This window comes from Bacillus sp. P14.5 (assembly GCF_003316765.1).
Taxonomy (GTDB): Bacteria; Bacillota; Bacilli; order Bacillales; family Bacillaceae_B; genus Rossellomorea.
Window position 1 is genome coordinate 1 of record NZ_NIJF01000052.1, and the last position, 14,028, is coordinate 14,028.

Genomic DNA, 14,028 nt, shown 5'->3' on the forward strand with positions numbered 1-14,028 from the left:
CCCCAAGGAAACACAAAATTAGAGTTAAGAGGCCTCAACCGAGCTTCTAGAGACCCATGAAAACACAAAATTAGAGTTAAGAGGCATCAAGAAGGCTTCTAGAGACCCAAGGAAACACAAAATTAAAGATAAGAGGTCTCAAGAGGGCTTCTAGAGGCCCAAGGAAACACAAAATTAGAGTTAAGAGGTCTCAAGGGAGCTTCTAGACACCCAAGAAATTTCAAAATTAGAGTTAAGAGGCTTCAAGCGGGCTTCTAGAGACCCAAGGAAACACAAAATTAAAGATAAGAGGCTTCAAGCGAGCTTCTAGAGACCCATGGAATCTCCAAAATAAAGATAAGAGGTCTCAAGCGACATTCTTGAGATCTAATAGAGACTAAAGGATGGGCATGACGCCAATCCTTTAGTCCTTTAAAGCGTGAAGAGGGAAACGCCCTGTTCACGCTTTAAAATATTGAAGAGCTGCTAATAAATCCGCACATCGCCGCTGGATACAGATATCTCAATTTCATATTTACCAGATCCATGAGTACCCGAGATATCGCCATCATCCAATTTTTCGGACTTCAACGGAAATTCATTGGAGATATTGCCGCTGCTTGCCTCGCCTGTAAGGGTAAAACTACTGTTATCTGGAAGGTCCAGTTCGACGTTGCCGGAGCTGAGGTCGAAGCGGATATCGCCTTTCAATTCAGCCATCTCGACATCCATCTCACCGGAGGACAGGTCTCCTTTCAACGGTCCGGAGTAGTCAGTCATTTCGACATCACCGGAACTGATATCGACAATTCCGTCCTCTGTAGTTAACCGGTCGACGATCAGGCTTCCGGATGAGCCATTATGAACAAACTTGTTTGTCTTGATATCTGTCAATTCAAGATTTCCAGAACTCATGTCTGTTCTTAATGTATCGAGTACCATCGGTTTAGAAGAGGAATTCCCTGCAAACTCCAAGCTGCCGGAGCCGATATTGATATCCATGCTGCGGTCGAATTGTTTTGGGATAAAAACAGTCAATTCAGAATCATGATTGAATGACATCCAGCTGAACCATTTTCTCTTTACTTCAACTTTGATTCCATCCCCTCTTGAGCTGACAATTAAATTGCCGTCTCCCTCCAGCTCTGCTTTTACATCATCCCGATCCTCTGGAATGATCACCGTATTACTGCTGGCGACATCAATCTCAATGGTATCCACCTTATCATTGACGGACACGCTGTTATCTCCCGTTCGTTTTCCGGAAGCAAACAGTGAAGTATGATCATTGAGGATAAGTAATACAGAACCGACAACCAGCACCGCGATGATAATGGCGAATAAATTTTTCATTGTGTTCCCTCATTTCATTAGCTTTTCGATATCTTTATCTTATTTCGTTTACCAACTTTATACAATGACACTGGCGGTTTATTTTTTAGTAAGGCCAGAGGCGTAGAGGCCATTTGATGGATAAAAAGGAGGAAATAACAGTTCAACAGTTATAAAAGATGTAAAAAAGAGAGAGACTGAGACTAAAACGGGAGAATGAAAACATGTATTTGCTCCTTGTGGTTATTGTGTATATAATCTTTGCAAAAAAATTTGTGGATTGGAAGCGCTGGCAGGACTACTACCCGACAGTCCAATATTACATAATCTGCAACCTGGCTTATAATTTTTTATTTTATGATCATACTTTATGGAAATATAAGGCTGTTACAGTAGATTGGCTGAATCACACCCTGATCGAATTGACGTTCTCCTTCTTTGTCCTGCCGATTGTCATCATGTTGTATTTACGTTATTATCCAAAGGGAAAAAATCATATATTTATGTGGTGATCTGGATTGCTTACTTTACATTCCTCGAATTTCTATTTTACAAAAGAGGCTTGTTTGTGTACGAAAACGGCTGGAGTGTCAGCTGGTCGCTTGTTTTCAACATCATCATGTTCGTGATGCTCCGGCTGCATTTTAAAAATAAACTGCTTGCCTTGATTCTCTCCATCCCGATCATCGCGATCTTGCTAATGTTCTTTCATCCATCTCTTGAAGATATGAAATAGAAGGTGTTTGTATGGCTAATATAAGCCTTCCCGTTTTCCTCGTATTGGTGATAGGTACATATATTTTAATGGGGCTTTACTTAAAATGGCGCAGGGATAGAATGAAATAAAAAAACTTCTTGTGTTTCATCGGCAGATTGGTTAAACTATTTCTAATTTAAAAATCAGTGTTGACAGGAATAAGTAGCAGCTCATCTCCCTATCCCAGAGAACCGGTGGAGGGTGAAAACCGGTATATAGGTGACTGTGAATTACCTCCTCGAGCTTTCTTTGTGAACATTCAGTAGCGAAGGACGGTTTGAACCGTTATTTCTAAAAAAGAAAGTGGAAAAGTTTTTGGTTCAGAAATTAGGTCTGTGTTCTGAATCCAGCTTTAGGGCCCCAACGGCTAGCGTACTGCCCGTCCCCTCCTTGCGATAAGTCATCATCGAATCACTTCGTTCTTCGTGATTCCTTTGTCTCAGGGGGGCCGGAACAGTCCGTACGCCGCTGAGCGGGGCCCTTCCGCTTTTTAAGTGGAAGAGCGATCTTCAACGAGGGTGGTACCGCGTGCAATAAACCACGTCCCTTTTTTGGGATGTGGTTTTTTATTTTTCTAAAATACTGAACTTAGCCGAACATCTGCAGCGGATAAAAAGCCGTAATCTAGGCGGAAAAGTGCGAAATATTTAAAGGAGGAGAACAAGGATGGCAGATTGGATGAAAGACCTGAATAAAGACCAGTTGGATGAAGTAGAAAGGCAGTTCGGCATCTATGCGAGCGGAACGCAGGAAATCATTCCGGAAGGCGAACTGAAGCAAAAAATCGCTAAATCGATCAAGACGGATACACCGCTGAAAATTAAGCTTGGGCTCGATCCTTCAGCTCCTGATGTGCATATCGGCCATACGGTTGTGTTAAATAAATTAAGACAATTCCAGGAAAATGGTCATATTGTTCAGTTGATTATCGGGGATTTCACTGGGAAAATCGGCGATCCAACAGGCAAGTCGACGGCAAGGAAGCAGCTGACAGATGAAGAGGTGAAGCATAACGCACAAACTTACTTTGAGCAGTTCGGCAAAGTGCTGGATAAGGAAAGAGTAGAACTCTTCTACAACTCCAAGTGGCTGAAGGCGTTGAATCTGGAAGACGTTATCCATCTCGCTGGAAGCATAACTGTGGCGAGGCTTCTGGAACGGAATGATTTTTCAGAAAGATTGAAGACGGGAAGACCGATTTCACTTCATGAATTCTTCTACCCGCTCATGCAAGGCTACGATTCTGTAGTCCTCGAAAGCGATGTAGAGCTCGGCGGTACTGACCAGCACTTCAATGTCCTGATGGGACGGGGATTACAGGAGCACTATGGAAAAGAAAAACAGGTTGTCATGATGCTTCCGCTGCTGGAGGGTCTTGACGGCAAGGAGAAAATGTCAAAGTCGAAACTCAATTACATTGGCATCAACGAAGATCCTAAAGAAATGTTCGGGAAAACCATGTCGATTCCGGATGAGTTGATGGAGAAATACTTTGAACTTGCTTCAGATTTGACCTTGAAAGAGAAAAATGAAATCAGCGCAAGCCTTGGGAATGGAAGTCTGCACCCCCGTGATGCAAAAATGCTTCTGGGCCGCACGCTGGTAAGAATGTATCACGGTGAAGAAGCGGCAGAAAAAGCCCAGGAACAATTCAAAGCGATCTTCCAGAAGGGGGCTGTACCGGATGATATCCCGGTTGTTCCTTGGAAAAGGGATACAACGGTACCGATTCTTGAGCTGCTTGTCCAATTGGAAATGCTGAGTTCGAAAAGTGAAGCCCGCCGGATGATTGCCAACGGCGGAGTCAAGATCAGCGGGGAGAAAGTGGAGGATCCGGCTCTCGAGGTATCCTTGACGGACGGCTTGATCATCGGAGTTGGAAAACGGAAATTCACAAAAATTAAATTAAGTTAATTTTTTTAAAAAATCTGGTAAATCATGTTTAAGGCGGATTTCACTGGGTATAATAAATTAAGTAAAATACTATAACGAAATTTTTGTTTTGTTAGACATTAGGAGGAAAAGAAAACATGGAACAAGGTAAAGTAAAATGGTTCAACAGTGAAAAAGGTTTTGGATTCATCGAGCGCGAAGGTGGAGACGATGTATTCGTACACTTCTCAGCTATTCAAGGTGAAGGGTACAAATCATTAGACGAAGGCCAAGAAGTAACTTTCGATATCGAAGACGGCCAACGCGGTCCTCAAGCGACAAACGTTCAAAAAGTCTAATATGAGCCAACTGATAAAACAAGTTCCCGGTCCCGGGAACTTGTTTTTTTGGTTTATTTTAGTCCTTTAAAGCACTAAAAACGACAGTCCCTTTTAGTGCTTTAAAGGGCTATAGTGTGTCAGGGGCAGGGATAGGGTAATACTTCGGAAAAAAGGGTGGTGCCGAAATGGTTGAATTGAGCTATTTTACGGAGAATGATTTTGAGCAGTTAATCGGTTGGTTCAGTTCCAAAAAAGAATATATTCAATGGGGCGGCGGGGGCTTCGGTTATCCGCTTACCAGGGAAAACCTTCATTCCCATATAGAAAAGGCAAATCAAGAGAATAGTGAAAAGCGCATCTATAAAGTGATTGAGAAAGCATCAGGGAAAGCGGTTGGACATATCTCATTAGAGAGCATCGACAGGGAGAATCATTCGGCGAGGGTCTGCAGGGTGCTCGTAGGGGATGAGTCAATCCGGGGAAAAGGTGTCGGGAAAGCCATGATGGAAGAGATCCTGAAAGTGGCCTTTGATGAGCTGGGCCTTCATCGGGTAAGTCTGGGTGTTTATAATTTCAACCATTCAGCCATCAAGTGCTACGAGAAGGCAGGGTTCCAAAAAGAAGGGCTGAAACGGGATGTCCAAAGATATGAAAGTGAGTACTGGAGCCTCTGGGAGATGAGTATCCTGGAGAATGAATGGAAGAAAAAATAGACATATTGTAAGAATAAAGTGATATGATGTTCCTGTAAGCTATCTTTTAAGAAAAAAGGAGAACTATCTGAATGATGAAGCAATGGAGTAAGATCGCTTTAATTCTTGCAGTCTTTTTTGGTCTATTCGCGAGCAGTACAGTCATGGCGTCAGATAATGAAACAAACAAAGAAAGTATAAATGAAAAATTCGGGCTTCCAATTGTTGTGTTGGGAGAATCCCTATCTGAAGAGAAGAAAGAAGAAGTAAGGAAAGCCCTCGAAGTGGACGACCCTGAAATGGTAGAGGAAATCACGGTGACAGGGGAAGACCTCGCCCGCTACATCCAGGGTGAAGACAGAAATGCAAACATGTACTCTTCAGCTAAAATTACGAGAAAAGAAAAAGGCGAAGGCCTTATCATAGAACGGGCGACACCCGGCAATATCACAGAAGTGACTGATGAAATGTATGCTAATGCCCTGCTGACAGCGGGAATCGAGGATGCAACGGTCATCGTGGCATCGCCAATCAAGGTGAGCGGCCACTCTGCCCTTACAGGTATCTATAAAGCCTATGAAGTAAGCGGCGAGAAGCTGGATACAGTCAGAATGGAAGTGGCCAATGAAGAACTGGGCATTGCCACTGAACTGGCAAAAGAAGAAGGAATGGACCAGGAAAAGGTCAGTGAGCTTCTGACAGAAATCAAAAAACAGATTGCCGAGCAAAATCCTGCGACTAAAGAAGATGTCGAGAGAATTGTGAATGAACAGCTGCAGAAGCTGAATATCGAATTGAGCCCGGAAGACCGCCAGCTGCTTATCGATTTATTCGATAAAATGAGAAATCTGGATATCAATTTCGATAACGTTAAAGGACAGCTGGAAGATATCTCGAATGATATCAAAAAAAGGCTTGATGAAGTGGTTGGTGAAGAAGGAAAAGGATTCTTGCAGGGCATCCTGGACTTCTTCCGGAATTTATTTCAGTCTATAGCGGATTTGTTTAAATAAACTGGATTATTTACTATGAATTACTATCCACATTGGCGTCTTGATCGAACAAGATGAAGATAGAGGACCATTTCCCCGGGAAATGGTCCTTTTTACTTTTAGTCTGAAAGCCAGACGGCATTAAAGCAAGTTCCAAATGACTGTACTTTCTTATTGCAAGGCAGTGCTGTGCAATATTTGAGGTCCAATTTTAAATCCAGCGCCTGGATAATTCCTTTGGCAGAGGGCCTTGTGAGTGTAAATTGAATTGCACAAATTTTACAATAATATTAAAATGATGACATAAGGGAGGGTGGGTATGAGCAATAAATTATACTTTCTAGTTAGGGTTCCATTCTATTATTTCCTTGGGATCCTGGGGATTATCTTTGTCAGTATAGCTCCTCATGCGTTTAAAGAGAGAGGGATTTATAACGGAATAGGCTACCTGGAAGAATTCTTCAAATTCGCCTTTTCTTTATCAAAAAGAGAGACATGGTTTTATATGTACAAGGGGTATGAAGTCGATGTCATTGATATGCTGATCGAGCCTTACTTCTATTCCTTACAGGTTTTGTTTGGAGCATTAGGGGCTGGTTTGGGTCTTGCACTGATTCTTACATATTTTACGGTAATGCTGCCAAAATGGCTGATGTCCCCAATCAAAAAATCACTGGGATTTCTCGAAACGGTTCCAGACTTGATGGTGGCATTCCTGCTGCAGCTTTTCATTGTATTTTTCTACAAATCTTTCGGAGTGGAATTGATGCTGTTTACTGCTTTGGGAGAGGAAAAGGTTTATCTTGCTCCAATCATTACTCTCTCCATTATTCCCATGCTGTCCTTTTACAGAATCCTGCTTTTGGTAACAGAGGAGGAATTGTTGAAGACACACGTGGAATTCGCGCGAAGTAAAGGTCTTGGCAAAACGAAAATCCTGAGATCTTATGTGTTGAAAAATATATCACCAAGTGTTTTTCACCATGGCAAAATCATCTTATGGGGAATGCTGTCAAGTTTATTTATTATTGAAACGGTTTTTAATATGAGAGGTATCACCTATTACATTGTCGAGGATTTCAGACCGATTACCGTAGCGGCTGCTCTAATCTTGATTTATACACCTTTTTTCTTTCTTTACCAGCTGATCTATACATGGCTGAGAGCAGATGACGTGGAAGATCATTCGAAGTATAAGAAAGACAGGACACACATTGGTGAGTGGAAGATATGGGGATATCTTGCCCTGCTCTGGAAATTATTCCGCCAGCATATGAGAAATCCTAAGTTTGCTGCCGGGTTTCTTACTCTTTTCGGGATTATCACTTATAGTATCCTTTATACCATTTTTGCGAAGGTCCCCGTGGAACAGGTCATCTGGCTGCGGGATGAAGCCGGGAAGCTTTTAAGTGTGCCCCCGCATAAACCGTCAGAACTTATGATCCTTGGTTCGGACTACTTCGGGTACAGCATCTTGGATCAATTGATTGTCGGGGCGAAATACACGCTGATTTTTGCCTTGGTTGTGGCGGTACTGAGGGTTGTGATCGGTTTTTATCTGTCGGTTTATTATCACTTTTACCTTAATGAATATCGAAAAAATTGACTTACCCGAGTGGTGGACTCCATTCATTTTCTTCCGCTGAGCATCATTGCTTACCTTCTTTTGAGACCGGTTCTCTGGCAGGACCCCTTCTCGGATATTGAATATTCGATGCTTGAGAGGCTGTTATTCGAAGCCTTTATCTTGACGATTCTTGTCATCCCGCTGACAACTGTCCTGATAGGCAACGAAATGAGGGAGCTATCGAAAAATGAGTTCATTTTGAATGCTAAGCTGATGGGAGGAAGCAATCGCCATATTTTATGGACTCACCTTTTCCCACATATGGCTCCAAGATTGTTTATCCTGTTTGGACAGCAGTTCATACAAGTGCTGTTTATTCTAGTGCATCTGGGGTTATTCCATTTATTCCTTGGAGGAACAATTGTCACCAGGGGAGACATGCCTGATCCGCCAAAAACCTCAACATTTGAATGGTCTGGATTGATCAGCTCCACGAAGAATGCTTTGATGACAGGAAACTATTCAATCGTTCTGGCCCCCTTGGCTGCTTTTATGATCTCGATTATTGCTATGCAGCTGATCGTCCAGGGCGTGAAGGAGATTCAACAGAAAAAGGTCGGGGTGAATGTCTTTATAAGGAAAAGAACAAAAGAAGAGACAGTGGAGCCAAATATTACCCCGCCGGTACAACCTACAGACTTTGTCATTACTCCTTCAAAAGTGGTGGACCATTAAACAGAACCCGCTGTTTCTATATGAGCAGCGGGTTCTCTTCATTTTCTGCTAAAACTATCTGGAGTTCTATTTGCCTGTGAGATTCTACGCATAATAAAAACAGGAGGCGCATTCTTGTTATCTAGCTATGGAATATAGCTTCCTGATTAATGGACTCCATTCCTCATCTTCATGATTCCTTTTTTACTAAGCTGCTTGGGAAGATACCTCCTTGGCGGCCTTGCCTTGACATTTGTTATTCAGCCGCTGCTTCTTGCCTGGGAAAAAGAAGAGACCTGATCCCAATCCATTCTATGAGAATTCTGCCAGCATAGCGGACTCCTGCCACGAAGCAATTCTTCATCCGCGGCAGGACATCCTTCACCAGTTCCAAAACCAATCGCTTTATCGGCATAGCGGAATTATATATACTCAGGAAAAAGGAGTGATTTGTCATGACATATGCGATTATTACTGGAGCTTCAAAAGGCCTTGGGGCTGCAGCAGCAAAACAGCTGCTCTTGGAGGGCTTGAATGTCATATCGGTTTCACGCTCGGAAAATGAGGCTCTGAAGGAGACAGCCGAGAAGGAGAGTGCAAAGTACACTCATTACTCTTGTGATCTGAGCAGCCCTTCTGAAGTAAAGGGAGTTTTCACAGAGATTGCCGGAATGGTTTTTCAGGAAAGCGGGGAAGATGTCTACCTCATCAATAATGCAGGAATGGTGGATCCTATAGAAACAGCCGGGAACCTCGATGAAGAGATAACAGAGAAACATGTAAACGTGAACTTCCTCTCACCGATGATTATCAGCAATATGTTTCTAAATAAAGCTGAAGCTTCAGATGCGAGACTTGTGATTGCCAACGTTTCTTCGGGTGCAGGCAGCCGTCCGGTCCACGGATGGAGCGTCTACTGCAGCACCAAAGCGGCAATCAACATGTTCACCCAGACAACCGCCTTGGAATTGGAAAACCAGCAAAGCCGCCACAAGGTGTTTGCTTTCAGTCCGGGAATAATGGATACGGATATGCAGTCAACCATCCGCTCGTCTTCCAAGTCAGCATTTAACGATATCGACACCTTCAAGAATTACAAGGAGGAAGGAAAGCTTCGTGACGCGGAAACAGTGGCTGGAGCTTTGGTGAGAGTATTAAAGAGTGATGAAATTGAAAACGGGAAAATCTATCAAATTAATGACCTTTTATAGGGAGTTTAGAGCTGGCATCCATGCCGGCTTTTTTTGTTTTAAGCATTGCACCGGCAGTGGGAAATTGAATTCATAATAAAGGAATTAAGGCACTCCATCTCTAATAATATAGTAGAAACGAAGGAGAGTACTAGGGGGTTAATCAATGAAAAGGACTGCTGTATTTCTTGCGGTATTAACTGCCTTCCTGCTGAATGGCTGTACAGAAAAAGATAGCAATGATATTTCAATCACCCCTTATCCTTTAAGTGAAGAAGAGCAAACCCTTATCAGCAAAACAGGGGTAGATGCCATTCAATTTTTTAAATTGAACGGTGAATTATCAGAGAATGAGGATCTTCAGTTTGCCATGGAAACCTACAAGGATGGTGTATTAGCAGAAGACCAGATATACACAAAAGGGCAGGTTGAAAAGGAGTTCAACGAAGACCTGATATCTTTTGGGTTTGACCGACAGGATAATGATCTGATCATCTTGAATGGAATGGTCAACGGTTTGTTAGAGAATCAGCATGATATCGAGGGAATGGATTCCTCCTCATTTAGTTCCTTTATCAGTGAAAAAACGAAGCTGGTAAAAGATGAGGCGGTTTATCTCGTGTCGTGGATTGGTTCGAAGGGAAATGCATTGGAGGGGTTATCCATAAACGAAGATGGTTCTTTATCCGAAAGTGTGAAAATGGCTGATACCGCCTATGTATTTAAGATCATACTGACCGATTACAAGAAAGAATAGAGGAGGAGAAGCGATGAGGATTTTATTATTAGGGGGAACTTCTTTCTTAGGGAAGCATATAGCACAATCGGCCATTTCGAAAGGGCATGAGGTGACTTTGTTCAACCGGGGGAAGACCAATCCGCATCTGTTTCCTGAAGCGGGGAAGTTAACGGGTGACCGAGAAAGCGGTGACTTGAAAGCATTGGAAAAAGGTGAATGGGATGTGGTCATAGATACATCCGGCTACACGCCTGGAAAAGTGGAACAGACAGCTGCGCTATTAAAGGAACGAATACGCCGGTACATATTTATTTCCTCAATCTCCGTTTATAAGGATTTTCAAAAAGGGGAAGCCCGGGAAGAAGATGTAACGGGCAGCTTGGAAAACCCGGATACCGAAGAAGTGAATGGAGAAACCTATGGCCCGCTAAAAGCCTTATGTGAGGAAAAGCTTGAGGCAATCCTTCCGGGAAAGGTTCTCAACATTAGGCCGGGGTTGATTGTAGGGCCTGACGATACTACGGACAGGTTCACGTACTGGGTCAAGAGGTTCTCAAAAGGCGGAGAAGTCCTTGTTCCCGGGTGTAAAGAGCGGAAAATTCAATGGATAGATGTGCGTGACCTCTCCCAATGGGTCATTCTTATGGCTGAAGACTTGGAAACAGGGACCTATAACGTGACAGGACCGAAGCAGGGGTACGGCATGAAGGAATTCGTGGAAGATTTGGCACTCATAGCTCCAAGGGATACGGAAGCCGTTTGGGTAAATGACTCCTTTTTAGTAGAGAGGGAAATCACACCGTTTACCCAGCTTCCGTTATGGATTCCGGTCAATGAAAAGTACCCTGATGGTTTTATTTTGGCCGATTATTCACGCTCCTTGAAGAAAGGGCTTGTTCTCCGGCATCCAAGGGAGACAATTGAAGACACTCTGTCATGGTTACAATCACATGGTCCAGAAGAATTGAAGGCAGGGCTGACAGAAGAAACGGAAGCCTCTCTTTTAAAAAGCTGGTCTGTTGTGGAGCAACCAAGAAATAATATATAAAAATAACGTTAGCCGCAGTTCTTTTTTAGGACTGTGGTTTTTATTGTTAATGATAAAAAAGACCTGCACTGGAAGCGTTTCACTTCTTTTTTTTACCATTATAGGAGTATAATAATATCATTGATTTATTATGACTCTATTGTGGTAATAAATAAATATGGGTTAAATATGAAAGGAGAGGTACAATGAACTACAAAAATATCACGGTGGCCGGAAGTGGAGTACTGGGAAGCCAGATTGCATTCCAGACCGCTTTTCACGGATTCAATGTATCTGTTTATGACATTAATGATGAAGCGCTTGAGAAGGCGAAGGACAGGGTAATAAACCTGAAGCCTCGTTATCAGGAAGATTTAGGAGCTTCTCAAGAAGATGTAGATGCGGCGTTTGACAGAATGTCATTCTATTCGGATTTGGGAAAAGCTGTAGAAGATGCTGACCTTGTAATCGAAGCAGTACCAGAAGTTGTGAAGATCAAAACGGAATTTTATGAGAAGCTGGGCAGTGCTGCGCCCGAAAAAACTATTTTCGCGACAAATTCTTCCACTTTGCTGCCGAGCCAATTTGCTAAGGCGACAGGGCGTCCGGAAAAATTCCTGGCTCTGCACTTTGCCAATGAAATTTGGACAAACAACACAGCAGAAGTCATGGGACATCCGGGAACGGACAAGAACGTATTTGAAGATCTGCTGAAATTCGCTAAAGCCATCGGCATGGTTGCACTGCCGTTATACAAAGAACAGCCCGGGTATATATTGAATTCCCTGCTGGTTCCTTTCCTTGAGGCAGGACAGATGCTGCTCGTCAAAGATGTATCCGATGCTCATACCATCGATAAAACGTGGATGATCGCTACCGGAGCACCAAAGGGTCCATTTGCGATTTTGGATATTGTCGGCATTACAACTGCCTACAACATTTCAAGTGCTAAAGCTGAAGCAACGGGCTCAGAGGAATTTGCGAAGCTGGCAGCAATGCTGAAAACGGAATTTATCGATAAAGGAAAGCTTGGAAGAGAAACCGGAGAAGGGTTCTACACGTATCCGAACCCGGCCTACGAAGACCCTGATTTCCTGAAATAATGGAAGACCAATAAAGGAGGCGGCTTCAGAAAGCTGCCTCCTTTAAATTTGGGATCTTTTAGCGTTTGCCGTCCTAAGAGGGACAGTCCCTCTTAGGACGGTAAAGGACTAAAGCGCGCAAAAGGCAGCCTGCGAAAGCTGCCTTTTAGCTTATAAGATGGGAGATAAAAGCCTGGAAATGGATTCCTTGAAACGGATCCATAAGGTCCTTTTTGAGTAATCTTTCATAGTCAGTTCTCTTGATTGTTGAATGTCATTAAGGAAAATTTTTCCCAGCTCTTTCGACAGTTCAACATCATAAATGAAGGCATTCACCTCAAAGTTCAAACGGAAGCTGCGGACGTCGATGTTGGCAGTTCCGACCGAAGAGGTTTTACTGTCCACGACAATCGTCTTGGCATGAATAAAGCCATTATCATAGATATAAATCCGTGCTCCGGCTTTCAGCATCTCCCCGATATAGGAAAACGTTGCCCAGTAGACAAACATATGGTCAGGCTTATTCGGAATCATGATCCTGACATCAATGCCGGATAGAGCGGCAATTCTGAGCGCGTCCAGCAGGCTTGTATCAGGAATAAAATAAGGGGTCTGGATGTAGATGGATTCTTTTGCAGATGAAACCATCCGGATATACCCATTCTTGATTTGTTCCCATTCTGAATCGGGTCCGCTGGTGACAATCTGGACTCCGGCATTGCCTTGAAATTTCGCTTCAGGGAAGTAACGGCGCTCCAAATCGATGTCTCTCGAAGCCGATGCCTGGTTCCAATCAAGGATGAACCGGGTCTGCATGGCCAGGACGGCGCTCCCTTCAATTCTCAGATGAGTATCCCGCCAATAACCAAATCGCGGATTCAGTCCAAGGTATTCATCGCCTACATTAAAGCCGCCTACGTAACCGGTGACCCCATCAATGATCACAAGCTTGCGGTGATTTCGATAATTCAGCCGGGGGTTGATATAGGGAATGCGTGAAGGGAAGAACACTTCGACTTCACCGCCTGCTTTAATCAGGTCACGGAAGAATCTTTTATTCAGTGTCCTTGATCCCATCTCGTCATACAGAACCCGGACTTTTACTCCCTCCCTGGCTTTTTCCGTAAGAGCGCTCAGAATCTTTTTGCCAAGGGCATCTCTTCGTAATATGTAGTATTGAAAGTGGATATGGTTCCTTGCGTCTCTAATATCCTTCAGCAGCGCATCGAATTTATCCTCTCCATGGGTGAAAACCTTGATGTCATTATCCTGGGTAAGGACTGCTTCGTTGTTGATCAGGTGCATATAAATCAACTCTTTATTGTTGCTCACCGTGCTGTCCCTGAATGAAAAGTGATCACTTTTGATCTCTTCTATCTGCCTTGAAATCAGTTCCTCAATCCCAATTTTTTGAATGTCATCCCATTGAAACAACCTTTTCCGCGTAAGGTTCTGTCCGAAAATCAAATACATGACAAATCCAAGCACCGGTATGAAAAGCAAGACCATGAGCCAGGCCCAGGTTGCCCCGGCATCACGTCTTTCAAGAAAAACGACGACGGAAGCAAAAGCGATATTTAAAACCACAAGGACCGTAAGAAAAATACTCAGGATATCCATACAAATTCCCCTCTGAATAAATGAAATAAAGTGCAGTTGCCTATTTTTCTGGTATGTTAGTCATTTTATCATAACCGCACAACTTATTTCGTTTCCTTCCAAAGTGAAATTTCGTTAAAACCTA

General features: G+C 43.2%; 15 protein-coding genes and 1 other annotated feature. Of the genes, 12 read left to right on the forward strand and 3 right to left on the reverse strand.

Going from position 1 to position 14,028, the window contains the following annotated elements; translation table 11 throughout:
* Positions 1-465: 465 nt before the first annotated feature.
* On the reverse strand, positions 466-1,332 hold the full coding sequence (liaG, locus tag B9Z54_RS06470; RefSeq protein ID WP_113927649.1) for a LiaG family protein: 867 nt from the start codon (positions 1,330-1,332) through the stop codon (positions 466-468).
* A gap of 203 nt (positions 1,333-1,535) precedes the next feature.
* On the opposite strand from liaG, the gene B9Z54_RS25570 reads away from it, so the two are divergent.
* The 8 genes from B9Z54_RS25570 to B9Z54_RS06505 all read left to right on the forward strand — a co-directional run bounded on the left by B9Z54_RS25570 (position 1,536) and on the right by B9Z54_RS06505 (position 8,267).
* A complete protein-coding gene (locus B9Z54_RS25570) occupies positions 1,536-1,823 on the forward strand; it encodes a CBO0543 family protein (RefSeq protein ID WP_240189828.1) in 288 nt (95 codons plus the stop codon).
* Positions 1,820-2,047: a hypothetical protein gene (locus B9Z54_RS25575; RefSeq protein ID WP_240189829.1), complete on the forward strand. Its 228-nt coding sequence runs from the start codon at positions 1,820-1,822 to the stop codon at positions 2,045-2,047. Before B9Z54_RS25570 ends, B9Z54_RS25575 begins: the two co-directional genes overlap by 4 nt.
* Positions 2,048-2,208: 161 nt before the next feature.
* Positions 2,209-2,619, forward strand: a binding site (T-box leader).
* A 115-nt stretch (positions 2,620-2,734) separates the two neighbouring features.
* Positions 2,735-3,982: a tyrosine--tRNA ligase gene (gene tyrS / locus B9Z54_RS06480; RefSeq protein ID WP_113927650.1), complete on the forward strand. Its 1,248-nt coding sequence runs from the start codon at positions 2,735-2,737 to the stop codon at positions 3,980-3,982.
* A 116-nt stretch (positions 3,983-4,098) separates the two neighbouring features.
* Complete coding sequence (locus tag B9Z54_RS06485; RefSeq protein ID WP_113927651.1) at positions 4,099-4,299, forward strand: cold-shock protein; 201 nt, start codon at positions 4,099-4,101, stop codon at positions 4,297-4,299.
* A 167-nt stretch (positions 4,300-4,466) separates the two neighbouring features.
* Complete coding sequence (locus B9Z54_RS06490) at positions 4,467-4,994, forward strand: GNAT family N-acetyltransferase (RefSeq protein ID WP_113927652.1); 528 nt, start codon at positions 4,467-4,469, stop codon at positions 4,992-4,994.
* Between the two features lie 71 nt (positions 4,995-5,065).
* The gene (locus tag B9Z54_RS06495) at positions 5,066-5,986 is read left to right on the forward strand and encodes a DUF1002 domain-containing protein (protein WP_113927653.1); all 921 of its coding nucleotides are present in this window, start codon (positions 5,066-5,068) and stop codon (positions 5,984-5,986) included.
* A 298-nt stretch (positions 5,987-6,284) separates the two neighbouring features.
* A complete protein-coding gene (locus B9Z54_RS06500; RefSeq protein ID WP_113927654.1) occupies positions 6,285-7,571 on the forward strand; it encodes an ABC transporter permease subunit in 1,287 nt (428 codons plus the stop codon).
* 12 nt (positions 7,572-7,583) lie between these two features.
* On the forward strand, positions 7,584-8,267 hold the full coding sequence (locus tag B9Z54_RS06505; protein WP_162785116.1) for an ABC transporter permease subunit: 684 nt from the start codon (positions 7,584-7,586) through the stop codon (positions 8,265-8,267).
* 235 nt (positions 8,268-8,502) lie between these two features.
* On the opposite strand, the gene B9Z54_RS24715 is transcribed toward B9Z54_RS06505, so the two are convergent.
* A complete protein-coding gene (locus tag B9Z54_RS24715; protein ID WP_162785117.1) occupies positions 8,503-8,661 on the reverse strand; it encodes a hypothetical protein in 159 nt (52 codons plus the stop codon).
* A 40-nt stretch (positions 8,662-8,701) separates the two neighbouring features.
* Here B9Z54_RS24715 and B9Z54_RS06510 point away from each other — a divergent pair, with 40 nt between their 5' ends.
* The 4 genes from B9Z54_RS06510 to B9Z54_RS06525 all read left to right on the forward strand — a co-directional run bounded on the left by B9Z54_RS06510 (position 8,702) and on the right by B9Z54_RS06525 (position 12,305).
* The gene (locus tag B9Z54_RS06510) at positions 8,702-9,457 is read left to right on the forward strand and encodes a (S)-benzoin forming benzil reductase (RefSeq protein WP_113927656.1); all 756 of its coding nucleotides are present in this window, start codon (positions 8,702-8,704) and stop codon (positions 9,455-9,457) included.
* Between the two features lie 145 nt (positions 9,458-9,602).
* On the forward strand, positions 9,603-10,193 hold the full coding sequence (locus B9Z54_RS06515) for a hypothetical protein (RefSeq protein ID WP_113927657.1): 591 nt from the start codon (positions 9,603-9,605) through the stop codon (positions 10,191-10,193).
* Between the two features lie 13 nt (positions 10,194-10,206).
* Positions 10,207-11,223 (forward strand): NAD-dependent epimerase/dehydratase family protein, encoded by a 1,017-nt coding sequence (locus B9Z54_RS06520; protein WP_113927658.1) that lies wholly within the window; start codon positions 10,207-10,209, stop codon positions 11,221-11,223.
* A gap of 185 nt (positions 11,224-11,408) precedes the next feature.
* Positions 11,409-12,305, forward strand: coding sequence for a 3-hydroxyacyl-CoA dehydrogenase (locus B9Z54_RS06525; RefSeq protein WP_113927659.1), 897 nt, complete (start codon positions 11,409-11,411; stop codon positions 12,303-12,305).
* A 150-nt stretch (positions 12,306-12,455) separates the two neighbouring features.
* On the opposite strand, the gene cls is transcribed toward B9Z54_RS06525, so the two are convergent.
* The gene (cls, locus tag B9Z54_RS06530) at positions 12,456-13,904 is read right to left on the reverse strand and encodes a cardiolipin synthase (RefSeq protein WP_113927660.1); all 1,449 of its coding nucleotides are present in this window, start codon (positions 13,902-13,904) and stop codon (positions 12,456-12,458) included.
* Between the last annotated feature and the right edge of the window lie 124 nt (positions 13,905-14,028).